General features: G+C 62.8%; 23 protein-coding genes. 7 read left to right on the forward strand and 16 right to left on the reverse strand.

The window, feature by feature from the left end; translation table 11 throughout:
* The first annotated feature begins 37 nt into the window (after positions 1–37).
* From DNK10_RS11945 to cls, 3 genes are all read left to right on the forward strand, one after another.
* On the forward strand, positions 38–649 hold the full coding sequence (locus tag DNK10_RS11945) for a sarcosine oxidase subunit gamma (RefSeq protein WP_425273851.1): 612 nt from the start codon (positions 38–40) through the stop codon (positions 647–649).
* Between the two features lie 224 nt (positions 650–873).
* Complete coding sequence (locus DNK10_RS11950; RefSeq protein WP_131191704.1) at positions 874–1662, forward strand: IclR family transcriptional regulator; 789 nt, start codon at positions 874–876, stop codon at positions 1660–1662.
* A gap of 94 nt (positions 1663–1756) precedes the next feature.
* On the forward strand, positions 1757–3196 hold the full coding sequence (gene cls, locus DNK10_RS11955) for a cardiolipin synthase (RefSeq protein WP_131191705.1): 1440 nt from the start codon (positions 1757–1759) through the stop codon (positions 3194–3196).
* Between the two features lie 13 nt (positions 3197–3209).
* On the opposite strand, the gene DNK10_RS11960 is transcribed toward cls, so the two are convergent.
* From DNK10_RS11960 to DNK10_RS12000, 9 genes are all read right to left on the reverse strand, one after another.
* On the reverse strand, positions 3210–3740 hold the full coding sequence (locus DNK10_RS11960) for a DUF3617 domain-containing protein (RefSeq protein WP_131182571.1): 531 nt from the start codon (positions 3738–3740) through the stop codon (positions 3210–3212).
* Positions 3741–3836: 96 nt separating this feature from the next.
* Positions 3837–5009: an ABC transporter substrate-binding protein gene (locus tag DNK10_RS11965; protein ID WP_131191706.1), complete on the reverse strand. Its 1173-nt coding sequence runs from the start codon at positions 5007–5009 to the stop codon at positions 3837–3839.
* On the reverse strand, positions 5006–5995 hold the full coding sequence (locus DNK10_RS11970; RefSeq protein ID WP_131191707.1) for a CobW family GTP-binding protein: 990 nt from the start codon (positions 5993–5995) through the stop codon (positions 5006–5008). The genes DNK10_RS11965 and DNK10_RS11970 overlap by 4 nt, the downstream gene beginning before the upstream one ends.
* The gene (locus DNK10_RS11975; RefSeq protein WP_131191708.1) at positions 5992–6291 is read right to left on the reverse strand and encodes a hypothetical protein; all 300 of its coding nucleotides are present in this window, start codon (positions 6289–6291) and stop codon (positions 5992–5994) included. The genes DNK10_RS11970 and DNK10_RS11975 overlap by 4 nt, the downstream gene beginning before the upstream one ends.
* Position 6292: 1 nt before the next feature.
* On the reverse strand, positions 6293–7042 hold the full coding sequence (locus tag DNK10_RS11980) for an SDR family NAD(P)-dependent oxidoreductase (protein ID WP_131191709.1): 750 nt from the start codon (positions 7040–7042) through the stop codon (positions 6293–6295).
* A 167-nt stretch (positions 7043–7209) separates the two neighbouring features.
* Positions 7210–7971 carry an SDR family NAD(P)-dependent oxidoreductase gene (locus tag DNK10_RS11985; protein ID WP_131191710.1) on the reverse strand — a complete coding sequence of 254 codons (762 nt, stop codon included), beginning with the start codon at positions 7969–7971 and terminating at the stop codon, positions 7210–7212.
* Positions 7972–7988: 17 nt separating this feature from the next.
* The gene (locus DNK10_RS11990; RefSeq protein ID WP_131191711.1) at positions 7989–9347 is read right to left on the reverse strand and encodes an MFS transporter; all 1359 of its coding nucleotides are present in this window, start codon (positions 9345–9347) and stop codon (positions 7989–7991) included.
* Positions 9348–9373: 26 nt separating this feature from the next.
* Positions 9374–10255: a polysaccharide deacetylase family protein gene (locus DNK10_RS11995; protein WP_131191712.1), complete on the reverse strand. Its 882-nt coding sequence runs from the start codon at positions 10253–10255 to the stop codon at positions 9374–9376.
* Between the two features lie 73 nt (positions 10256–10328).
* On the reverse strand, positions 10329–11681 hold the full coding sequence (locus DNK10_RS12000; RefSeq protein ID WP_131191713.1) for an amidase: 1353 nt from the start codon (positions 11679–11681) through the stop codon (positions 10329–10331).
* Positions 11682–11948: 267 nt separating this feature from the next.
* Between DNK10_RS12000 and DNK10_RS12005 the strand changes: the two genes are divergently transcribed.
* Positions 11949–12959: a GntR family transcriptional regulator gene (locus DNK10_RS12005; protein WP_131191714.1), complete on the forward strand. Its 1011-nt coding sequence runs from the start codon at positions 11949–11951 to the stop codon at positions 12957–12959.
* 9 nt (positions 12960–12968) lie between these two features.
* Here DNK10_RS12005 and DNK10_RS12010 read toward each other — a convergent pair whose 3' ends face one another.
* Entirely contained in the window at positions 12969–13472 is a 504-nt protein-coding gene (locus DNK10_RS12010) for a GNAT family N-acetyltransferase (protein WP_131191715.1), read from the reverse strand.
* Between the two features lie 327 nt (positions 13473–13799).
* Between DNK10_RS12010 and puuE the strand changes: the two genes are divergently transcribed.
* Positions 13800–14732, forward strand: a complete 933-nt coding sequence (gene puuE, locus DNK10_RS12015) for an allantoinase PuuE (protein ID WP_131191716.1) — start codon at positions 13800–13802, stop codon at positions 14730–14732.
* A 271-nt stretch (positions 14733–15003) separates the two neighbouring features.
* Here puuE and DNK10_RS12020 read toward each other — a convergent pair whose 3' ends face one another.
* The 5 genes from DNK10_RS12020 to DNK10_RS12040 form a co-directional block, all read right to left on the reverse strand.
* A complete protein-coding gene (locus DNK10_RS12020) occupies positions 15004–15705 on the reverse strand; it encodes an aspartate/glutamate racemase family protein (protein WP_131191717.1) in 702 nt (233 codons plus the stop codon).
* Positions 15702–16520, reverse strand: a complete 819-nt coding sequence (locus DNK10_RS12025; RefSeq protein WP_131191718.1) for an ABC transporter permease — start codon at positions 16518–16520, stop codon at positions 15702–15704. The genes DNK10_RS12020 and DNK10_RS12025 overlap by 4 nt, the downstream gene beginning before the upstream one ends.
* 2 nt (positions 16521–16522) lie before the next feature.
* Positions 16523–17338 (reverse strand): ABC transporter permease, encoded by an 816-nt coding sequence (locus tag DNK10_RS12030; protein WP_425273852.1) that lies wholly within the window; start codon positions 17336–17338, stop codon positions 16523–16525.
* A gap of 119 nt (positions 17339–17457) precedes the next feature.
* Positions 17458–18792: an ABC transporter substrate-binding protein gene (locus DNK10_RS12035; RefSeq protein ID WP_131191720.1), complete on the reverse strand. Its 1335-nt coding sequence runs from the start codon at positions 18790–18792 to the stop codon at positions 17458–17460.
* Entirely contained in the window at positions 18792–19928 is a 1137-nt protein-coding gene (locus tag DNK10_RS12040; protein WP_131191721.1) for an ABC transporter ATP-binding protein, read from the reverse strand. The genes DNK10_RS12035 and DNK10_RS12040 overlap by 1 nt, the downstream gene beginning before the upstream one ends.
* A 335-nt stretch (positions 19929–20263) precedes the next feature.
* On the opposite strand from DNK10_RS12040, the gene DNK10_RS12045 reads away from it, so the two are divergent.
* Positions 20264–20956: a GntR family transcriptional regulator gene (locus tag DNK10_RS12045; RefSeq protein WP_165495981.1), complete on the forward strand. Its 693-nt coding sequence runs from the start codon at positions 20264–20266 to the stop codon at positions 20954–20956.
* Positions 20957–21305: 349 nt separating this feature from the next.
* Positions 21306–22118, forward strand: coding sequence for an ion transporter (locus DNK10_RS12050; RefSeq protein WP_131191723.1), 813 nt, complete (start codon positions 21306–21308; stop codon positions 22116–22118).
* A 28-nt stretch (positions 22119–22146) separates the two neighbouring features.
* On the opposite strand, the gene DNK10_RS25880 is transcribed toward DNK10_RS12050, so the two are convergent.
* Positions 22147–22299, reverse strand: a complete 153-nt coding sequence (locus DNK10_RS25880) for a hypothetical protein (RefSeq protein ID WP_165495982.1) — start codon at positions 22297–22299, stop codon at positions 22147–22149.
* Positions 22300–22303 lie beyond the last annotated feature (4 nt).

Raw genomic sequence — 22303 nt, forward strand, 5'->3', positions numbered from 1 at the left:
ACGCAGCCCGATCCACGACCTCTACGGCAACGCCGCGCTGACCCGGATCGGCGAGCGTGTGTTCGTCGCCCGTCATGCGGCCGGTGATGAAACCGGGCAACTGCAACGCTGCGCCCTGATCGACCTGAGCAACCTGCCCCGCGTGGGTTTTCGCGGGACGGACAGTGCCGGCTACCTGCAAGGCAAGGGCTACCAGTTGCCGGACGCGCCCAACCAGGCACGCGTGCAGGACAGCGGCGAGTCGGTATTGCGCCTGTCGCAGAGCGAATATTTCCTGCTCGGCGGCCTGGCCGATGGCGGCGCGCGCATCGCCGCCGAGGAAACCGCCTGGCAAGCGAGCGACCAGGCCTGCTACCTGCTGCCGCGCCAGGACAGCCACGCCTGGCTGGCCCTGACCGGCGCGCACCTGCCGGCACTGCTGGCCAAGGTCTGCGGCGTCGACCTGCGCGCCGAGGCCTTCCCGCCCGGCGCCGTGGCGCAGACCTCGGTGGCGCGCCTGAATGCCATCCTGGTCAACGCCGGCACGGACGCCCTGCCGATCTTCCACATCCTCTGCGACCGCGCCTCGGCCCACTACCTGTGGGGCGCGCTGCTGGATGCCATGGACGAGTTCGGCGGCAGGCCGGCAGGGGTCGAGGCGCTGGCCTGAATCATCGACAGCGATGGGTTATGGCGCGCCACATGCGCAGCCCTCCGCAAGGCCGGTGTCAGCGCCTTCACCCATCCTGCGAATTCAACTGGTGTGGGTGCTCTTGTAGGGTGGGTCACGCTTCATCGACCCACGCTGGAGCCTGGGAGCTATCGGCGACGGCCCCGGGTATCGCTGCGCTCGACCCGGGCTACCCACGAACCACCAATACGGAAACGATCACCATGGCTGCCGACAAAGAAGAGCTGGAGCGCGAGAGCGACTACCGTGTACCGGCGCTGCAGCGCGGCCTGAGCATCGTGCAGATGTTCAATGCCAGCGAACGCAGCCTGAGCAGCAACGTCATCGCCGAGCGCCTCGACGTCAGCGTCTCGGCCATCTACCGCATCCTGGTGACCCTCACCGAGATGGGCTACCTGAACAAGCTCGGCACCAATAGTTACGAGCTCGGCCCCCAGGTGCTCTGCGACGGCTTCGCCTACCTGGCCAGCCGCGACCTGGTGGACATCGCCATGCCCCACCTCAACGCCCTGCGCGACCGCACCTCGATGTCCTGCCACCTGGGCATCCGCGAGCACACCGAAGTGGTCTATCTGTATCGCGCCTTCGCCGCCCAACGGCTGTCGGTCAATGTGCCGATCGGCACCCGCCTGCCTTGCCACGTCACCGCTCTGGGCCGCGTGCTGCTCAGCGAGCTGGATGAAAACGCCCTGGCCGGTCTCTACGGACATGTACGCCTGGATGGCTACCCGGCCCCTGCACCGAAGACGCTTCCGGAGCTGCTGCGCATGAGCGACGAAGACCGCGCCCGAGGTTTCGTCCTGCATCGCTCGGACTACTCCACCGCCATCGCCGCGCCTGTTCGCGACCACAGCGGACGTATCGTCGCCGCCATCAACCTGTCCGGCCCGGATGCGGTGATGGATGATGAAACCAATCGCCAGGCCCTGCGTGAAACCCTGCTCACCAGCGCCACCCAGATATCCCGAAGCGCTGGCTACCGCACAGGCTGACTCACTTCGTGTCACATGCAATGCTGCTATCTATCGGTGACGTCCAGCCAACAGCGTGGTCTATGCTGGCACAGCAGCCATTAAGCGAACGGTAATGGAATTCGGCATACAGCATTTCTTCGGCTATCTGATCGCGGCGATTCACGGCCTTGGGGCGATCGCTGCCGTGCACGCGATCCTGACCGTACGCACTGCCCAGGGCGCGATTGCCTGGGCGCTGTCGCTGTTCTTCATGCCCTATCTGACGCTGCTTCCCTATGTGGTTTTCGGACGCAGCCGTTTTTACGCCTACATCGAAGCGCGTCGCCAGGTGGACAAGCAGATGCACAAGGCCATGGCCACCCTCGACTGGCGACCGTGGGTCGAGGAAGCCATCGCCGCCGGTGAATCGGAAGCCTACGGCCAACTACGCGCCCTACCGCGCTTGGGTCGCATGCCCTGCCTGGCGAACAATCAGGTGAGCCTGCTGATCGATGGCCAGGCGACCTTCGACGCGATTTTCCAGGCCCTGGCCAAGGCACGTCAGGTGATCCTCATCCAGTTCTTCATCGTCCACGACGACAAACTCGGCCGCCGCCTGCAGGAGATCCTGCTCGAACGTGCAGCCGCTGGGGTGCAAGTACACTTTCTGTTCGACGCGGTCGGCAGCCACGCCCTGCCGCGCCGCTACATCAAACGGCTGCGCGACGGCGGCGTACACATGTACGCCTTTCCCACTGGCGGCAGTCTGTTCAATCGCTTCCAGCTGAATTTTCGCAACCATCGCAAAATCGTGGTGGTGGATGGCGAGCTGGGATTTCTCGGCGGGCACAACGTCGGCGACGAGTACCTGGGCGAGAAGCCGCGGCTATCGCCGTGGCGCGACACCCATGTGGAAGTACACGGCCCGGCCGTGGCCTGCCTGCAGGAATCCTTCGCCGAGGACTGGTTCTGGGCCACCCGCAAGCTGCCACCGCTGCTACTGCCGGAGCGCTATCCGGACGAAGGTATGCTCTGCCAGGTGATTATCAGTGGCCCGGCGGATGCCCAGGAAACCTGTTCGCTGCTGTTCGTGGAAATGCTCAACGCGGCCCGTGAACGCATCTGGCTGACCAGCCCTTACTTCATCCCCGACGAAGCCCTGTTCTCAGCCCTGCGCCTGGCGGTACTGCGCGGCGTGGACGTGCGCATCCTGCTGCCGTCGCGACCGGATCACCGCATCGTCTACGCCGCGTCCAACCTGTTCGCACTGGAAGCGCTGCGCGCCGGGGTGCGGATCTTCCGCTACCTGCCGGGCTTTCTGCACCAGAAGGTCGCGCTGATCGATCAGGATATCGGCGTGGTAGGCAGCGCCAACCTGGACAACCGTTCCTTCCGTCTCAACTTCGAGATCACTCTGGTGACGGTCGACACGGAGTTCGCCCGCCAGGTCGAGGCCATGCTCGAAACCGATTTCAGCCAGTCCCGCGAACTGGTCGGCGCCGACCGCCGCGAAGTCCACCGCCTACAGCAGCTGGGCATGCGCGTGGCGCGGCTGATCTCGCCGATACTGTAGCGCTACGGTTGCCTCAGCGCTGGCTCGGTTTCAGGCCACCGCAATCGGCTGACACCCAGCGGGCGTCGGACTCCATGCTGCCCTGCTGGCGGCCGACGCCGCTGTCGAATTCGCCGCTGACCTGAGTGGTGAAGGACTTGTCGTCGAGAAAACGCGCCTCGCCCTGCCCCTGACCCTGCGGGCAGGTGAAGTTGAACACCCAGCGATCATCGCTGCGTGAGGTGATCTGCTGGCGGCAGTTGGGATCCTGCAGAGGGATGTTCTGGGCATCGATCTGCGCCTGGCTGATGCAGTACTGCACGCCTTTGTCGCCCAACTGGATACCCTGCTGGGCCATCGCCCTTTCCATCATCTCGCGCTGCTCGCGCGGCAGGTTCTTGAACTGCTGCAGCATCACGTCGCTGCTTGGCAGCGCCTTGCCGCCCAGTTGCATGTTCTTCGAGGTGATTTCCCAGAGGCCAGGCTGAATCTGCTGCTGGGCCGTAGCCATGAACGGCAGCACCAGCAGGCAGAGGGGCAGGAACTTCAAACTAGGCATCGGCATGTAAGACTCCGTTCAGTGACCGCGACTTGGCTCGCTCCAACTAGGACAGCAGCCCAGGCGAGATGTCGCCGCTGATTGTCACATCACGCCTGGGCTTCAGCGCCCCGCCCGCAAAAAGTCGCTCCACCGCCGTACCAGATAATTGTGCTCGTCCATGACCGCATTCCATACACCGATATGGCCCATGCGCTGAGCATAGGTGCCGCCTTCGCGCACTTCGCCTGGCTCGATCAATGGCAACCCATCGCTACCCAGCAACTGCTCTGCGGCAGGCTTGCCGTCGTACCAGTAGTCCCATTCGGCAGCGGACATATGGTCACGGGCGCGCGGCGGATTGGAGATGTAGAACCCCTGCCTGGCCATCAGCGCACCGGGCCAGCCGGCCAGCCACCAGTTGAGGTAAGCGTAGGCAGCATCCTTGACCTTGCCCTCGACGCAACGCGACAACGAGAGGCCGCCGAACCAGGCACGATAGCCCTCCTTGGGCGCAGCCAGACGGTACTGCACGCCAGCGCGATGCAATTGCATCAGGGTCGGAGACCACAGACTCTGCACATGCACGTTGGGGCCGAGCATCAGTTCGCTGGCCTCACGATCATCCGACCAGAACGCTGCGAAATGGCCGTGGCGCTGCTTTTCGATCAACCGCTCGGCGAGGCGGTCGATTTCGCCCAGACGCAGGTTGCCGATATTGTCGAAGTGCGCCAGGCCTGCGGCCTGAAGCGCCAGTGCCGCATCGAGGGCACCGATGGCGGCATCGTTCTGCAGTGCGATATGCCCGCACCAGCCTTCGTCGACCAGCCAGGCCCAGCTCTCCTCGTTGCCAGCCAGTGCCTTCGGCAGATGCGCGGGCAGGTAGGCGAAACTGTCGGCGTTGTGGGTCAGCGGCAACATGCTGATGTGGTCACTCGGCGCACTGCCCAGGTTGCCGTCGGGCTGCACGAAAAGTCGGTCGCACGGCAGGCTGCCGCTGGCCAGTCGATCGTCCGGGTGCAGGCGGCCTTTCTTCGGCAGGTCGTTGATCTCTTCCCAGAGCGCCACCCGCCGCGTGTCGATCGGCTGGATTGCCCGCGCAGGCCAGACGAAATCGACGTTATGAAACCACTGGTCATAGAGGTCGTAGCTCTCCGGCTGCATTACCGCGATGCGTTGCACGGTCTGGGTGTCGTGCAACTGATATTCCAGGCGGATGCCAAGCTCCTGCTCGGCGCGCTGCCGGATCGGTTCGAGCAAGGTGACGGAGGTGCCGAGTACGCGCAGGGTGATCATGCGGCGCGTCCAAGCCGGGCGAGGAAGGCATTGAACGAACGGCGCAGCGTCAGGGTGTCCAGCTCGCGGACGATGAACACCAGGCGCGAGCGGCGCACACCGCCCGGCCAAGCGTTGAGATGAACCGGCGCATGCAGACAATGCTGCACGCCATGGATGACGATGGGCTGGGGAGAATCGATCACGTCGAGGATGCCTTTGACTCGGAGTATGCGTTCGCCGTGGCATCTTAGCAGCATGGACAGCCAGACCCCGAAGGCGATCCAGTCCAGCGCACCATCGAACTCCAGGCAGCACACCTCGGCGCTACCGTGGCGGCTATTGCCGAGCGGCGCGAACAGTTGCCAGCGCGCCACTTCGGCATCCGGATCGGAACCCTTGAGCCCCTCGCCGAGCAGCAGTTCGTCGCCACTGGCGATGTCAGCGGTCAGGGCCAGGGATGCCGACGGATTGAGCGCCAACAGCCTGGAGCGCAGCGGGTCGACCACCTCTGCTGCAACCAGGTCGGTCTTGCTCAGCAGCAGGCGGTCGGCAGCAGTGACCTGGCCGAGCCATTCCGGGTGCAGGCGCTCCTGCAGTTCGGCATGTTGCGCATCGACCACCGTCACCAGCAGACCGAGATGGAAGCGGCCACGCAGTTGCGGATCACGTTGCAGGGTGGCCAGGATCGGCGCCGGGTCGGCCAACCCGGTGGTTTCCAGCAGCACCCGGCGAAAGGCCGGAACCTCGCCACGGCTGCGTTTGCCGTGCAGATCCAGTAGCGCCTGCTTGAGATCGCCACGTACCGAACAGCAGACGCAGCCGCTGGGTAGCAACACCGTTCCCGGCGCGACCTCCTCGACCAGCAGATTATCGATACCGACCTCGCCGAACTCGTTGATCAGCAGCGCCGTGTCACCGAGCTCCTCGTCGGCCAGCAGGCGTTTGAGCAACGTGGTCTTGCCGCTGCCGAGAAAGCCGGTGACGACGTTGATTGGCAGGCTCATGGCTGTGCCTCCAGATGGTCGAGCACCCGTGGATCGAGCGGATCCAGCGGTCGGCCGAGGATCGCCTCGGCCTGCAGCCAAAGCTGGTCGAGGCCGCTGGCCAGCTCCTGGCGGCCGGTCGCCCCCTGCACCAGATAGGACGCGCCCTGTACATCACTGACAGTGAGGCGAAATGGCGCCAGCACCTGATTGATAGCAGCGATCCGGCGCAGACGCTCACGACGTCGAGGCAGCGTGTCGCCGAGTGGGTCGCTCCAGTGCAGATCTTCGCCGAGCAGGCCGCAGAGTCCGCACATGTCAGGGCATCACATCGCCGGAGTTCGGCCCGAGGGTCTGGCCGACGAACAGGTTGCCACCCGGCTCCGAGGCCAACAGCACGGCGACAGGCGCAACCTCACTGGCTTTGCCGAAACGACCGAGGGGCAATTCCCTGGCCTTGGCCGTCTTCCAGTCCTGACTGATGCCATCGACCAGTGGCGTCTCGATGGGGCCGGGGGCGATGGCATTGACCAGCACGTTGTCCTTGCTGACCTCGAGGGCCAGGGACTTGGTGAAGCCGATCACACCGGCCTTGGCCGCGGCGTAGTGGGTCAACTCGGCGCCACCCTTGATGCCCAGTTGCGAGGCGACGTTGATGATCCGCCCCCACTGCTGGGCAAGCATGTGTGGCAAAGCGCGCTGGCTGGCAATGAACACGCTGGTGAGGTCGACGCGCAGCATGTCGTCCCACATTTCCTGGGTCAGCTCGACGCACGGCGCCTGGGTCAGCATGCCGGCGTTGTTGACCAGAATATCGATACCGCCGAAGGCCTTCACGCAGGCATCGACACCGGCCTGGGCACCTTCGCGGCTGCCGACGTCGGCTACGCTTTGCACCACCTCGGCACCGCGCTCGCGGCACTCACTGGCGGTGACCGCCAGGCGGGCAGCATCGCGGTCGCAGAGCACCAGGCGGGCGCCTGCATCGGCATAGGCATGGGCAATGGCCGCGCCGATGCCACTGGCGGCGCCGGTAACCACGGCGCGACGGTCTTGTAGTTGTTTCATGGTCTGTCCTTATCGGAGTTCGTTGCCGTCTCGGTGGAATGGGTTGGAGTAAGGCGGAAGCGGCCGTTCGTAGGGTGGACGACGCTTCATCCGTCCACCGCTCTGCGATCGCGATGGTGGATGAAAAGAGCGTCATCCACCCTACGTCTGCTATCGCCTTATAGCCATCAATCCGGCCAACGCACCGTCAGACCACCGTCGACGATGATGCTCTGCCCGGTGATATAGCTGGCCTGGGCACTGGTCAGGTAACGCACCAAATCGGCCACTTCACTGGCGCGCCCCACCCGACCCAGCGGGATGGCCTTGGCCGCCTGGGCCAGCCCCTCCGGGCCGAGGGAGTTTTTCGCGTCGAGCGATTGCGGCGTTTCGATCAGGCCGGGAATCACCGCGTTGCAGCGGATACCCTGCGGCGCCAGTTCCACCGCCAGCGAGCGGCACAAACCGGGCACGCCGGCCTTGGCGGCGGCGTAATGGGAATGTTCCTGCCAGCCGTAGACGCCGCCGGCGATGGAGGAAATAGCCACCAGTGCACCACCTTCACCGATGTAGCGTGCAGCGCTGCGGAAGGTGCGCATGACCCCGGTCAGGTCGACGTCGAGCATCTCGTTCCAGCGCTCGTCGGTCATTTCCAGCAGCGGTGCGCGGCGCAGCAGGCCGGCATTGGCCACCGCATAGTCGAGACGGCCGAACCGCTCGACAGCGGCAGCGGCCAGCGCGTCCAGCGAGGCGCTGTCGGTGACGTCGGCAGCGAGCATGATGCACTCGCCACCTGCGGCCTCGACCAGACGCCGAGTCTCGGCGGGGTCATGGGGATCGCCGGCGAAATAGCCACCGGCTACACGCACGCCGCTTCTGGCATACGCCACGGCCAGGGCCTGGCCGATACCGCTGGCGGCACCGGTAATCATGGCAACGGGTAGAGTCATGGGAAGAGCCTCCTCGATCATTTGACGCTGTTCGGTTCGACGTGACGTGCAGCCAGCATCACCACACCAGACAGGAAACACGGCAGGGCACCGAACCACAGAGCTGCGCTGTGCCATTCGCCGCCGCTGGTCAGCACGCCGGTGATGCCGAGGCCGGCGAGGATCGCGCCGATCGGGCCCATGGCATGAACGATGGCGCCGCCGGTAGCGCGAATGCTGGTGGGGAAGCTTTCCCCCATGAAGAACAACATCGCCGAGTACGGGCCGGTCAGGAAGAACAGGCCGAGGCTGTACAACGCGATGACGGTCGCCAGGTCGCTGGGCGCCTGAACCATTGCGAAGAATGCGACACCACCGCACATCCAGCCGAGTGCCACGGTGTTGCGGCGACCGAAGCGATCACCCAGCCAGCCGTGAAACAGATAGCCGATGAAGCCGACCAGGTTGGACAGCACCAGAATCACCAGCGAGTTCTCGAACGACAGCTTGTGCACGCTGACGATCACCGAGGTACCGAGTACGCTGAATACCTGAATCGCCGACCAGTTGAGCAGGATTGCCAGGCTCAACACCAGGGTCGGTCGCAGAGCCGCCCCCCGGAAAGCAGCCGCAACACCTGCCTTGGCATGCTCCTCGTAATCCACGCCATATTCACGGGCCAGAGTACGGGCGTCGGCATCCTGGCCAGCCTTGCGAAGTTGGGAGATGCGCTGGTGCACCTGGAACTGCGGGCTTTCCTTGAGTTTGTACGCCAGCACGGCGATGACGAATGCCGGTATCGCGGCAAACACGAAACAACCCTGCCAGCCGATATGCGGCAGCAGCAGGGCGGTGAGACCGGCCGCGATCAGCGCACCGACCGGCCAGCCGCTTTGCACCAGGCTGTAGATGAAGCCACGGCGCTTGATCAGCTTCGGATCGGTGGACGCGGCATAGACCTCGGTCAGGTAGGTAGCGTTGACACCCTCCTCGGCATAGCCAAGCCCGGCCACCGAGCGCACCAGGATCAGCGGGACTTTACCCATGCCGGCACAGACAGCGGTCAGTGCCGAGCAAATGGCGGTGCCGCCAATAGTGACCATGATGCCGCCACGGCGACCGATACGGTCGACGACCGGGCCGATACCAAAGGCGACGATAGCGCCGCCCAGGGCGACCCAGGTCGCTATCTTGGCCTGCTCGGCCTCGCTCCAGTTGAAGTGCCCGCCCATGACCGGCAACAAAGTGCCGAACAGGATGAAGTCATAGACTGCGAAAACCCAGGCGAAGAAAGCGATCCAGGTCGAGTAAGTGACATCTCTGGACGAGAGCTGCACCGGTTTCCAGGTGCCGGATTCTTTGACTTGCGTCGGTGTTGCGGCATGCGTTGTTGTCATGTCGACATACTCATCAGGGACTAGGGTCAGCGCGTGCGCGGCTGGCGACGCAGGAAGTCATCGGCGATTTCATCCATGGTCACGAAGCGCACACCTTCATGGCCTTTGATGTGCTCGATAAGGCGCTCGAGCATCAACAGCACCTGCGGACGACCGGACACGTCGGGGTGGATGGTGATCGGGAATACCGCGTAGTCATGCTCGCGATAGACCCAGTCGAACTGGTCGCGCCACATCTCTTCGAGATGACGCGGGTTGACGAAACCGTGGCTGTTCGGCGACTTCTTGATGAACATCATTGGTGGCAGGTCATCGAGGTACCAGTTGGCCGGAATCTCCACCAGGCTGGTTTCCTCGCCACGAACCAGCGGCTTCATCCAGGTATCCGGATGCTGGCTGTAGTCGATCCTGGTCCAGCGATCACCTACCCGCACGTAGTAGGGATGGAAGTCGTTGTGCATCAGGCTATGGTCATACTTGATGCCTTTCTTCAGCAGCAGCTCGTTGGTCACGTTGCTGAATTCCCACCAAGGCGCGACATAACCGGTAGGGCGCTTGCCGGCCAGGGCAGTGATCAGCTCGATGGATTTGTCGAGAACGATCTCCTCCTGCTCCGGAGTCATGGCGATCGGGTTTTCGTGGCTGTAACCGTGGATACCGATCTCGTGGCCAGCATCGGCCACCGCCTTCATCTGCTCGGGAAAAGTCTCGACCGAGTGGCCGGGGATGAACCAGGTGGTGCGCAAGCCGTATTTCTCGAACAGTTTGAGCAGGCGCGGTGCCCCCACTTCACCCGCGAACAAGCCACGCGAGATGTCGTCCGGGGAGTCCTCTCCGCCGTAGGAGCCGAGCCAGCCGGCGACCGCATCCACGTCCACGCCGATGGAGACCAATATTTCTTTTGCCATCGTTGAATCCTCTTCGCCCGGATCGGTGAACGACGTGCAGGCGGGCCGGGCCCCGCTGCTCGCCTAAGCGAATTCAGGGCCGCAAAGCAGCCTCGACAGCCAGCGCCGCGCGTAACAACAGGTCGTCCGCGGCGCTGGGCGCAGCAAGCAACAGGCTGGTGGGTAAGCCGTGTTCATCAAAACCGCTAGGCAAGGCAACACCAGGCATATCAAGCAGGCTGCCGGGCATGGTCAGGCGCAGAGTGGCCAGGTTGGTGGCCACGAACAGCGCCTCGTCGGCTTCCAGGGGCGCCAGTAGCGGGGCCACATGAGCGACGGTCGGAGTGACCACGAAGGCTCCATCCAGCTCATCGGCGAGTTGCCTGCGCAGGCTTTCACCCTGTTGGTAAAGGCGTATCTGGTGGCTGGCCGACATTGAACGTGCACCTTCGAGCCGCTTGCGCACGCGCGGGTCGAGACGCGTGGCGTCGGCGCTGTCGAGCAGGTTTTCATGCAGGGCAAATGCCTCTGCGGAGCCGACCCAGTCGCCGCGCTCGATCATCGCCAGTGCCTCGCGCATGGCCATGATTGGTTTGCGTTCGATCACGGCACCGGCGCAGGCCAGGCGCTCCAATGCCCACTCCAGGTTCCGCCTGACCGCTGGCTGTACACGCGAATCGTCGATCCAGGCCGGGTCGACATACAGGCGTACGCCGAACAATGAACACGCCGTTGTGCAATTCGACGCCAGGCCACCACGCAGCAGACGATCCACTGCCAGCACGTCCTCGACATTGCGCGCCAGTGGACCAAGGGCATCCAGAGAGCGAGCCAGGGGAAATACACCGTCGAAGGCGTAACGGCGACGGCTGCTGCGGTAACCGACCAGACCGTTGAAAGCCACCGGAATACGAATCGACCCTGCCGTGTCGGTGCCCATCGCCAGCGGCACCACACCAGCGGCCACGGCAACCGCAGAGCCACTCGACGAGCCGCCGGGAACGCGGGGCTCACGCCCGCTGAATGGGTTGATCGGCGTACCGAAATGCGGATTCAGACCAAGTCCGGAATAGGCGAACTCGCTGAGGTTGGTCTTGCCCAGATTGACCAGGCCGGCCCTGGTCAGCGCGCCGACCAGGGCGGCGTCGGTGCTGGCCGGCGCCAGCTCGCGGCGGGTTGCCGAGCCGGCGGTGCTCACGCTGCCGGCCACATCGAACAAATCCTTCCAGGCGAACGGCACACCGTCCAAAGCCGAAAGCGCTTGCCCAGCCTGCCATCGTGCCCGTGAAGCCAGGGCTTCGCGGCGGCCACGCTCGGCGGTCAATGAGATGAATGCCGACGGCACCTCGGCAACTTTCGCCAACGCGGCCTCGAACACCTCGACTGGGTCGGTCAAGCCCGCGGCATAGGCTCGGGTGAGTTCGAGAGCGCTGGATGAGCAGTGCATGAATACCTCAAACGTACATATACAAAAAAGTACGTTTGTAAAAGCAGCCTTCATGCCAACCTTTCAAGAACTCCCGGCGAACCCGTCAAGCACGGAACCAAGATTGCCGGCATAAATAATGGACATAAATTAAAAAGATCCATTTTTGTGCAAAAAAGTAACGCCCACTTTTGAGATGCTTCCTTTTGAAGCACCTCCACCAACCTAATCGGGAGGGCTGAACCTGTGAGAGAATCGCCGCCTCGTACTCGTTCCCGGAAGCCCGGTATGCCCGCAGCCAGCGCCCCTCAGGAAGAATCCCTTGCGGTCTCGCGCTATGAAATGATCCGCGACACCTTGCGTGCCTCCATCAATCAGGGACGTGCCGCCCCTGGCCTGGTTCTGGTCGAGGCTCCGCTGGCGCAGCTGTTCGGCACCAGCCGCGTACCGGTACGCCAGGCGCTGAACCTGCTGCATGACGAAGGCCTGATCTGTCGTTTCGAAGGGCGCGGCTATCTGGTCAACCCGCACGACACAGCCGTCGAACCGCTGCGCACACCGCTGACACGCCAGCTATTGGGCCTGGAAACGGAAGATGAACTGATCGACGTGCGGCCGCTGGGTGAACGTGCTTATGAAGACCTCGCCGCCAGCGTTGGCACCTTCATGGTCTTCGGTCACTACCGGCTGGACGAACAACTGGCCGCCGAGCACTTGAACGTCAGTCGCAGCGTGGTTCGCGAAGCGCTGATGCGCCTGCGTGACCGTGGCCTGGTGGAAAAGGAGCCGTACTCGCAATGGCTGGCCGGCCCACTCACGGCGCAATCGGTGATCGACGACTACGAACTGCGCTGCCTGCTCGAGCCCCAGGCGCTGAAGCAAAGCGCACCGGGTCTGACACATGAAGTACTGCACGGCATGCTCGAGCGCATCGAACTCGCCCGCCAGACCGGGAACAGCCCCGAGCGCGCCACCATCGAACGCATCGAGCACGACCTGCATGTCGCATGCCTGGCCGGCCTGCGTAATCAGAAGATGGCTTCGCTGATTCGCCAATGCCAGAGCCAGATGAATATCGGCCGCATCCTCCACGGCGCCTTGCGCAGAAGTCTGGACGAAGCAATGCTCGACGAGCACTACCAAGTGATCGAAGCGCTGTTGGCTAACGATATCGACCGCGCCGCCAATGCCCTGCGCCATCACCTGTCCTGCGCCCGCGAACGTACCCTGCAACGCCTCAAGGTACTGTCGGTACTACCGGAACCGGCACTACCGAGTTACCTGATCCGCTTGAGCTGAAAGAACACTTCAGCCTTCGAGCTCCTGACGATACAGCTGCAGCCCACGCGCCTGATAGTTGGCCAGGGCGCTGGGGTGATCGAGGCTGCAGGTGTGCACCCAGACCCGCCGGGTACCCGGCCAGGCCCAGGCGGCTTGCAGCGCATGGCTCAGCAGCGGGCCGCCGAAACCTTGACCGAAGAACGCCTCGGCCAGGCCGAAATAGAGGATTTCCACCGAGCCCTCGGCGTCACGCTGCAGCTCGTAGTAACCAGCGATGGCGCCCTGGTGGTAGGCAATCCAGGTGCGGTGTTCGTCGCTCTCGATCAGCTCGCGCCACTGCGCATCCGACCAGGACAATTTGTCCGTCCAGCCCCAGGGCCCACCCACCAGTTGGTAGAGAAAACGGTTGAGCGGGAACTGCTTGATCCGGCATTCGACGATCTGCAGGTCGTCCGGCAACGCCTTGCCACGTACCTGCTCGGGGCTGTGCATTTCCAGGTAGTAGGTGATATTGCTGCCTTGCTCGCTCATGCCGTCATCCGTCGCTCTGTTAAGGCCATCCGGCCCATGGCAAAGGGCGCAGGCTAATGATCCGCTTCGGGTTCGGCAATCCCGACAGGAACCCGCCGACACATTGAGCCGACTCGATATCAGCCCGTCGCGCATCAAGCGCGAACAGCTCTGTAGGCTATTTATCGGAGAAATCGGCTACTCCGACGCTCCAGTTGCGCACAGACCCGAGATGGCGTGAAGGTTGCAAGAATCGCGCGTCGAGGTGCACGAACCACTGGCCGATGGCCGTAAAGTGGCCACTCCAGCGACTCGACGCCGATATGATCGAAAAGGAAGAAATCGTCCATGGCTCAGCAGACTCAACACTACCCTCGCGACCTGCGCGGATACGCCGGCAACCCGCCTAACCCGAAGTGGCCGGGCAACGCGCGCATCGCTGTCCAGTTCGTGCTCAACATCGAGGAAGGCAGCGAGAACTGCGTGTTGCATGGTGATCGCCAGAGCGAGACATTCCTCTCCGAAATCGTCGGCGCCCAGAGCTTTCCCGATCGCCACATGAGCATGGAGTCGATGTACGAATACGGATCCCGCGCAGGTGTGTGGCGCATCCTCGATGAGTTCCAGCGCCGCGACCTGCCGCTCACCGCCTTCGCCGTCGCCATGGCCCTGGAACGCTGCCCGGAGATCACCCAGGCGCTGGTCGCACGCAACCACGAGATCGCCAGTCACGGCTGGCGTTGGCTGCACTACCAGGATGCATCCGCCGACCTCGAACGGGAACATCTGCAGCGCGCAATCGAAGTGATCACCCGGCTCACCGGGGCGCCACCACTCGGCTGGTACACCGGCAGGGACAGCCCCAACACTCGGCGCCTGGTGGTCGAGCATGGCGGCTTCCTCTACGACAGCGATTACTACGGCGACGACCTGCCGTTATGGAGCAATGTGCAGATCAGCGACGGTACCCGCCAGCCGCACCTGATCGTGCCCTATACCCTCGACGCCAATGACATGCGCTTCTCGAGCCCTGGCGGATTCAATAGTGGTGATCAGTTCTTCGCCTACCTGCGAGACACCTTCGACGTACTCTATGCCGAGGGCGAAACCGCGCCGAAAATGATGTCGGTCGGCCTGCACGCCAGGCTGGTCGGTCGCCCTGGACGCTTCCGAGCACTGCAACGCTTTCTCGATCATATCGAGGCTCATGATCGCGTCTGGGTGGCGCGCCGAGTCGATATTGCCCGCCACTGGATCGAACACCATCCTTACCAGCCTTAGTGCAGCAAAAACTCGGCGAGGCAGTCAGCGAACGACAAGAACAAGCGAGAAAGCGGGAGTTTACCGCTGTAAATGGGCGGTTTGATGGGGGCGCCTAGCCTGGACTCGCATCCGAGGCTGTTTTCAATGCGGCGATGACAACGCACGACTGCATGGATGCAGGAGGTAGAGCGACGCAGGAAGCCAAAGCCGAGGTAGTTTTAGGAGCCGGCATCATCGCCAGGGCCGCTGGCTCTCAGGACGAACAGTGTGAGTCAGTAGCGCACGCCTGCTAAACAGCCTTACTGCGCGGCCAGGCATAGCTCAGGCTCTTGCTGCTGCCCAGCCCCAGCTGCACCAGCGACTCCACCCATTTCAGCGCCACCTGCACCCCATCGACCACCGGCACGCCGAGATCCTCCTGCAGGCGCTGCGCCCACTGGCTCATGCCAGCGCAGCCCATCACCAGGCATTCGCTGCGGTCATCGCGCAGGATCTGCTGACCCAGGGCGCGCAGGCGCAGGTAATGGGCGGGGTCGCGCTCCAACTCCAGCACCGGAATATCCGCCGCATGGATATTGGCGCAGCGCCGCTGCAGGCCATAGCTGTGCATGTTGCGCTCGATGATATGGATCGAGCGCGGCAGGCTGGTAAGGATCGAGTAGCGCACGCTCAGCATGCTCGCCGCGTGCATGGCCGCTTCGCCAATGCCCAGCACCGGGCCACTGGCCAACTCGCGTGCGGCGTCCAGGCCGGTGTCGTCGAAACAGGCGATCACGAAGCCTTGCACGCCCTCTTCCTGGCCCTGGCGCATCGCTCCCAGCAGGTGATAAGCCGCACACACGCCATCGGCAGCGCCCTCGATACTCGCCACCGAGCCCGGTAGATGGATCACGCTCAACTGCGTATCCGCGGCCTTGATGCCCTGGCAGGTTGCCTCCAGCAACTGGGCCATACCCGCCGAGCCATTGGGGTTGATCACGCGAATCTTCATGCTGGCTTTCTCATGCGCTGGCTCAGGCTCATCAACAGCAGCACCAGACCAATCAGCGCCAGGGAAAACAGCGTGGTCAGTGTGCCCAGCGCATAGAGCACCGGTGTGGTGACGTTGGTGGTCATGCCGAAGATTTCCAGGGGCAGGCTATTGAAGCTGCCGGAGACCATCAGGGTGCGGGCGAACTCGTCGTAGGACAGGGTGAAGCCGAACAGCGCCACTCCGAACAGGCTCGGTGCAATCAGCGGCAGAACGATCAGGCGCACCGTTTGCCAGGAGCTCGCGCCGAGGTCGCGCGCAGCCATTTCGTAGGCGCGGTTGAAGCGGTTGAACACGGCGAACATGATCAGCAGGCCGAACGGCAAGGTCCATGTCAGGTGCGCGCCAAAGGCCGAGCTGTACCAGATCGGCTCCCAGCCGAGGCGGTCGAACATCAGGCCAATGCCCAGGCTGACCAGAATCGACGGAATGATCAGGCTCGCCAACGTCAGGTAGAACAGTGCCTGGCTGCCAGCGAATGGACGTCGGTAAGCGAACCCGGCGAGCACCGAAAACACCAGGGTGCAAGCCATCACCGCGATGCCCAAGAGAATCGAGCGGCTAAAGGCGCCGGCGAAATCGCCCACCTGCTGGGCCTGGAACAGGTTGTGAAACCAGTGCAGGGAGATGCCGTTCATGGGAAAGGTCAGCCCGCCGCCCGGCCCCTGGAACGAGAGAATGCCGATGGTCAGCGTCGGCCCGTAGAGAAACAGCACGAACAGGGCGAAGAACAGGCTCAGGCAATAAAAGCTCAACGGCCGTGCCTTGGATTTCATGGTCATAGCTCCTTACGGATATCCACCAGGCGGAACATCACCACCAGCATCAGCAACACCGTGGCCAGCAGCACCACGGCACTGGCCGCAGCCGCCGGGTATTGCAGCAAACTGATCTCGTTGTGGATCAGCACGCCGACCGAAGCATGCAGGCCGCCGCCCATGATGCGCACGGTGACGAAGTCGCCCATCACCAGGGTCAGTACGAAAATGCTGCCGATGAGGATGCCCGACTTGCACAGCGGCACGATAACCAGCAGGAGGATCTGCCAGGTCTGCGCCCCGGCGTCCCGCGCAGCCTCGATCAGGCGGCGGTCGATGCGCATCATGGTGTTGAAGATCGGCACCACCATGAACAGGGTGTACAGGTGCACATAGGCCAGAACGATGGAGAAATCGCTGTACAGCAGAAACTCCAGCGGCTGGTCGATCAGCCCGGCGCCGATCAGGCTGCTGTTGACCAGACCATTGCGCCCCAACAGCGGTATCCAGGAAATCATGCGGATGATGTTGGAGGTGAAGAACGGGATGGTGCACAGCAGAAACAGCAAGGTTTGCACCTTGTTGCTACGAATGTGGAAGGCCAGGTAGTAGGCCACGGTAAAGCCCAGCGTCAGGGTGATCAGCCAGGTCAGCAGGGCGTACTTGAAGGTATTCAGGTACGCCTGCAAGGTCGTCGGCGAGGACAGCAGGTACTGGTAGTTGCCGAAGATGAAGTCCGGGATCAACTGGTAGGAGTCGTAGTCCCAGAAGCTCACCACCACGATCACCGTGATGGGGAAGACCAGGAACAGTAACAGGGTCAGCGCCAGCGGCATGGCTTGCAGGTGGCTGATGTTGGCGAGTCCGGTGCGCATATCGAATCCAGTACGCGGAAAAGTGGGGTGTCGCAGGCATAGCGGTGGATGAAACAGCGTCATCCACCGCTAAGGCCGGGTCAGGAAACGATGAACTCGTTCCACTTGCGAACCATGTGGCGGTTCTCGTCCATCACCGAGTTCCAGCAGGCCACGCTGCCCATGCGCTGATCAAAGGAGCCGCCATCACGCACCGCGCCGGCCTTTTCCATGACCTTGCCGTCCGGGCTGAGAATGTCACTCTGGGCGACCTTGCCCTCCATCCAGAAGCCCCACTCATCGGCACTCATGTACTGCTTGGAGGTCTCTGGTGCGGCACTGTAGTAGCCCTGGCGGTTGAGGTAGGCACCGACCCAGCCCGATAGGTACCAGTCGATGTACTCATAGGCCGCATCCAACTCCAGACCGCTGAGGTGCTTGGCCAGGCCAATACCGCCGCCCCAGGCGCGATAGCCCTCTTCCAGCGGCTGGTAGGTGCAGGCCACACCGCGGCTGCGCACGGCGGCCACGGCCGGCGACCACATGGACTGGATCACCACCTCACCGGAGGCCATCAGGTTCACCGACTCATCGAAGCTCTTCCAGAAGGCGCGGAACTGGCCGTCTTTCTTCGCCTGCATGAGGATAGCGATGGTCTTGTCGATCTCGGCCTGGGTCATGTTGCCCTTGTCGCCGTAGGTGATCTCACCCATGGATTCACAGATCATCGCCGCGTCCATGATGCCGATGGACGGGATATTGAGGATCGAGGTCTTGCCCTTGAAGGCCGGATCCATGATGTCGCGCCAGTTCTTGATCGGACGCCCGACCAGATCCGGGCGAATGCCCAGGGTGTCGGCGTTGTAGATGGTCGGCACCAGAGTCATCCAGCGGGTCGGCTCACTGGCGAACTTCAGCGAATCGGCGCTTTCGACGAAGCCAACGGTGTGCGGCGCCGTGCCTTGGGCGATCACCGAATCGGCATTCAGTTTGCCGTTGATGAACAGCGGCGAGATCTTGTCGAAATTCTTCAGGCGCTGGGTGTCCATGGCCTGCATGGTGCCGGACGGGTACACCTTCTTGCCGATCCAGTACTCGATGTCGGCAATGTCGAAGGAACGTGGCTGAGTCACCGCCCGCTGCGCCACCGCATCGGAGTCCAGCGCGGTGAGTTGCAGAGTGATGCCCAGATCTTCCTTGGCCTTCATGGCGATGTCGTTGAGGTTGGACACCCCGGTGCCGAACTGACGCAAGGTGATGTTCTTGATGTTCTGCGCCCAGATCATCGGAAAACCGGTGATCGCGCCGGAACCCACGGCCACCGCCGAGGCAACCCCCAGGCCCTTGATCAGGCTGCGCCTGGACAGTCCCTTGGCGGATTCCACCTGCGGGGTTTCGGCGGGGAGTTGCGGGGTGCTGTCGTCGTGCTCGCTCATCAGTGAACCTCCTTGGTCGGGTTGGCGTGTTGCGGGGAGAACAGGTTGAGGTGCGCGGCGTCCCAGGCCAGGGTGACCTCGGCGCCCACCTCGGGTACCTGGCACTGGCGGTCGGCCAGGTAAACCATCAGCGGTGTAGCGCTGGCGGTCTGGCATTCGACATAGATGAAGGCGCCCTGGAACTCGACATCGCAGACCCGCGCCGGCAAGCCAAACTGCCCGGCTGGCGGAACGCTGCCAGGTGGCAGGATGTCCAGGTGATCGCAGCGCACCGAGAACGCCAGCGGCGTGCCCACGACGGCCTCGGCATAGTCGTCGCCCAGTTGCGCCAGACTCAGGCTGCCCTGCCCTGCGCCTTCGACGCTGAGTACCACGCGATCCGCCTCACGCTTGCTCAGCTCGCCACGCATCAGGCTGTGGCCACCGATGAATTGCGCGACAAAGGGGGTGGCCGGCCGCTCGAACAATTCCCGCGGCGGCGCTACCTGCTGGATCTTGCCACCGTCCATCACCACAGCCAGGTCGGCCAGGGCAAAGGCTTCTTCCTGGGAGTGGGTGACGTGAATGAAGGTCAGCCCCAATTGCTTCTGGATCGCCTTGAGCTCCTTGCGCATGCGAATCCGCAAGAACGGGTCGAGGGCGGACAGCGGCTCGTCGAGCAGCACCACATCCGGCTGGGTAATCAGTGCCCGGGCCAGTGCCACGCGCTGTTGCTGACCTCCGGAAAGTTGCTCGGGGTAACTCTCGGCGTAGTCCTGCATGTTCACCAGCGTCAGCAGCTCGCGGGCCTTGGCGTGGCGCTCGGCCTTGGCCATGCCGGCGATGCGCAGGCCGAAGGCGACGTTGTCCAGGCAGCTCATGTGCGGGAACAGCGCGTAGTTCTGAAACATCATCGCCGTGCCGCGCTGGGTCGGCGAAAATTCGGTGACGTTGCGGTCATCCATGAGGATGTCGCCCTCGCTCACCGCTTCGTGCCCGGCCAGCATGCGCAAGGTGGTGCTCTTGCCGCAGCCGCTGGGGCCGAGCAGGCAGCAATAGCTGCCACTGGGAATCTTCAGGTGGATATCAGTGACCGCCACCCGCGCACCGTAGGCCTTGTGTACCGCCACCAGCTCGACCTGACCTTTCCCAGACATGCTTGCCGCCTAAATTGCTAACAATTATAAAATAAGTGTTAGCAACCGTTGTGCCAGGCATTCACTTCGGTACATATAAAGCGTGCTGGAATTTTGCCGCCCCGGCGTATCTGGCTGAAAACCGGATAGTTTTTCTGTCACCCTGAATACGACTATGCACACCTGACTTGCCAGGTGAAACCCTGAAAAATCGCGCTTTAATGCACAACAATAGGGCAATGCGACAAAGGTGTGCACCGACCCGCGTAGCTCTCCCCCTTTGCCACTTCATTGTTAACAATTACACTGTAACCAAGCTTCAGCCGCCCTGGCTTCCCCGCAAACGAGCATCGCCCATGGCCAGTCACGTCATTCGTGAAGTGCAACGCATCTATAACGCGATCTACGATGCCATCGTCGAGCAGCGTCTACCGCCCGGTACACGCCTGACCGAACTCAATCTGGTAGAGGTATTCCAGGCCAACCGTAACCACATCCGCAGTGCCCTGCGCGACCTGGCTCACCTCAAGCTGGTGCGCCTGGAGATGAACCGTGGCGCCTTTGTCGAAGAACCCACGCCGCAACAGGCCCGCGAAGTGTTCGCCGCCCGCCGGGTGATCGAAAAGGCACTGATCGAGGAAGCCTGCAAGCGCATGCAAGCGCTCGACCGCCGCGCCATCGAAGCACACCTGAAGTCCGAGTTGGCACTTGGGCACGAACCGGACAAACCTGAGTTCATCCGCCTGTCAGGCGACTTCCATCGCCTGCTGGCCCGTATCGCCGGCAACAGCACCCTGGGCGAGATGCTCGAAGGCCTGATCGCCCGTAGCTCGCTGATCATCGCCCTTTATGAGAACCACAGCGGCATCCAGTGCTCGCACAACGAGCACGAGGCTCTGGCTACGGCCCTGCTCGACGGCAATGTTCAACAGGCGACGCGGTGCATGGAGGAACACCTGCTGAATATCGAACAGCGTTTGCGCCTGGCTCCCCCGGAAAGCGAAGAGGTTGATCTGTTCAAGGTGTTTGCCCAACCATCATCCGGGTAAATCGGATAGCGGTTCGAATCAAAGTCGCTGCATGTACGCGAACACCTCACGCTCCCCAATAGGCAGAGCACCACCTCTCGTTGCACCCACGCGGATTACACGACGGCCGCAAGCTCCGATGATCATCGGTTTTCAAGGCCTGGGCCCGGCTAATGGGCTTCACCATGGCTTTCGGATATTGGCGTGACGACAAGACGAGCGTCGGTGGCAGTGCCCTGAGATCGGGCTGCTGAAACAATGGGTAACCCGAAATCCCAGCTGAGCCCCCTCTTGTGCCTGATCACTGTCAACCTGAGACCTTAGAATCGTCAGCCTCCTACCCAAACCGGATATCGACTGACGTTTGCCCATGAATACCCCTTTACCGACCCTGAACACTGCCTGGCGCCTGAAACTGGCCGAGGTGATGGACGGCACCCTGGTGCAACGCCTGATCACCACGCTGATCCTGATCAACGCCGCCATCCTCGGCATGCTTACCTCGGCGAAGATCGTCAGCGAGTGGGGCTGGCTGCTGTTGCCTGTGGATATGTTCATTCTCGCGGTGTTCGTGATCGAACTGGCGCTACGCTTCATCGCCCGTGGCATCGGCCTGCTGCGTGACCCGTGGGCGGTGTTCGACTGCCTGGTGGTGGGCATCGCCCTGGTGCCGGCCAGCGGGCCGTTCAGCGTGCTGCGGGCGTTGCGCGTATTACGGGTGCTGCGCCTGGTGTCGGTCAACCCGAGCATGCGCAAGGTGGTGCAGGCGCTGCTCGCTTCGCTACCGGGCATGGGCAGCATCATCATGCTGATGGGGCTGATCTTCTACGTCTCGGCGGTAATGGCCACGCAGCTGTTCGGCGAGCGCTTTCCCGAATGGTTCGGCACGCTGACCGCCAGCCTGTATTCGCTGTTCCAGATGATGACCCTGGACAGCTGGTCGAGCGGCACGGTGCGGCCGATCATGGAGGTCTACCCACTGGCGTGGCTGTTCTTCATCCCTTACGTATTGATCGCCACCTTCATGATGCTCAACCTGTTTATCGCGGTGATCGTCAACGCCATGCAGGACGCCCAGGATCCGGATCCCGAAGAAGAGGCACGAGTGCAGCGCGAGCAGATGATTCTCGAAGAGCTCAGGGCCTTGAGGACAGAATTGGCAGAGATGCGCTGCAGGTCTTGACCACGTTAATGCTGGGTAAGCGATAGCTTCAGGCGTAAGCAGACGTAGGGTGGATGACGCTCTTTTCATCCACCATTGCGATCGCAAGGTTGGTGGACGGATCGGGCCGCGCAGGTGAAGCGTCGTCCACCGTCATGAAACCCACCAAATCGAATGTCCGCCCCTTGCTGCGGTCGCTCATGGAA

This window comes from Phytopseudomonas daroniae (assembly GCF_004327275.1).
Classification (GTDB): domain Bacteria; phylum Pseudomonadota; class Gammaproteobacteria; order Pseudomonadales; family Pseudomonadaceae; genus Aquipseudomonas; species Aquipseudomonas daroniae.

What these genes read in the sequence shown, in the direction of transcription:
- DNK10_RS12040 (WP_131191721.1), bottom strand. Translation starts at nt 19,928, where the DNA reads ATGTCTGGGAAAGGTCAGGTCGAGCTGGTGGCGGTACACAAGGCCTAC.
- DNK10_RS12005 (WP_131191714.1), top strand. Translation starts at nt 11,949, where the DNA reads ATGCCCGCAGCCAGCGCCCCTCAGGAAGAATCCCTTGCGGTCTCGCGC.
- DNK10_RS12000 (WP_131191713.1), bottom strand. Translation starts at nt 11,681, where the DNA reads ATGCACTGCTCATCCAGCGCTCTCGAACTCACCCGAGCCTATGCCGCG.
- DNK10_RS12020 (WP_131191717.1), bottom strand. Translation starts at nt 15,705, where the DNA reads ATGAAGATTCGCGTGATCAACCCCAATGGCTCGGCGGGTATGGCCCAG.
- DNK10_RS12030 (WP_425273852.1), bottom strand. Translation starts at nt 17,338, where the DNA reads ATGCCGCTGGCGCTGACCCTGTTACTGTTCCTGGTCTTCCCCATCACG.
- DNK10_RS11970 (WP_131191707.1), bottom strand. Translation starts at nt 5,995, where the DNA reads ATGAGCCTGCCAATCAACGTCGTCACCGGCTTTCTCGGCAGCGGCAAG.
- DNK10_RS11975 (WP_131191708.1), bottom strand. Translation starts at nt 6,291, where the DNA reads ATGTGCGGACTCTGCGGCCTGCTCGGCGAAGATCTGCACTGGAGCGAC.
- DNK10_RS12035 (WP_131191720.1), bottom strand. Translation starts at nt 18,792, where the DNA reads ATGAGCGAGCACGACGACAGCACCCCGCAACTCCCCGCCGAAACCCCG.
- DNK10_RS11950 (WP_131191704.1), top strand. Translation starts at nt 874, where the DNA reads ATGGCTGCCGACAAAGAAGAGCTGGAGCGCGAGAGCGACTACCGTGTA.
- DNK10_RS12050 (WP_131191723.1), top strand. Translation starts at nt 21,306, where the DNA reads ATGAATACCCCTTTACCGACCCTGAACACTGCCTGGCGCCTGAAACTG.
- cls (WP_131191705.1), top strand. Translation starts at nt 1,757, where the DNA reads ATGGAATTCGGCATACAGCATTTCTTCGGCTATCTGATCGCGGCGATT.
- DNK10_RS11980 (WP_131191709.1), bottom strand. Translation starts at nt 7,042, where the DNA reads ATGAAACAACTACAAGACCGTCGCGCCGTGGTTACCGGCGCCGCCAGT.
- DNK10_RS12025 (WP_131191718.1), bottom strand. Translation starts at nt 16,520, where the DNA reads ATGAAATCCAAGGCACGGCCGTTGAGCTTTTATTGCCTGAGCCTGTTC.
- puuE (WP_131191716.1), top strand. Translation starts at nt 13,800, where the DNA reads ATGGCTCAGCAGACTCAACACTACCCTCGCGACCTGCGCGGATACGCC.
- DNK10_RS11960 (WP_131182571.1), bottom strand. Translation starts at nt 3,740, where the DNA reads ATGCCGATGCCTAGTTTGAAGTTCCTGCCCCTCTGCCTGCTGGTGCTG.
- DNK10_RS11965 (WP_131191706.1), bottom strand. Translation starts at nt 5,009, where the DNA reads ATGATCACCCTGCGCGTACTCGGCACCTCCGTCACCTTGCTCGAACCG.
- DNK10_RS12045 (WP_165495981.1), top strand. Translation starts at nt 20,264, where the DNA reads ATGGCCAGTCACGTCATTCGTGAAGTGCAACGCATCTATAACGCGATC.
- DNK10_RS11985 (WP_131191710.1), bottom strand. Translation starts at nt 7,971, where the DNA reads ATGACTCTACCCGTTGCCATGATTACCGGTGCCGCCAGCGGTATCGGC.
- DNK10_RS11990 (WP_131191711.1), bottom strand. Translation starts at nt 9,347, where the DNA reads ATGACAACAACGCATGCCGCAACACCGACGCAAGTCAAAGAATCCGGC.
- DNK10_RS11995 (WP_131191712.1), bottom strand. Translation starts at nt 10,255, where the DNA reads ATGGCAAAAGAAATATTGGTCTCCATCGGCGTGGACGTGGATGCGGTC.
- DNK10_RS25880 (WP_165495982.1), bottom strand. Translation starts at nt 22,299, where the DNA reads ATGAGCGACCGCAGCAAGGGGCGGACATTCGATTTGGTGGGTTTCATG.
- DNK10_RS12010 (WP_131191715.1), bottom strand. Translation starts at nt 13,472, where the DNA reads ATGAGCGAGCAAGGCAGCAATATCACCTACTACCTGGAAATGCACAGC.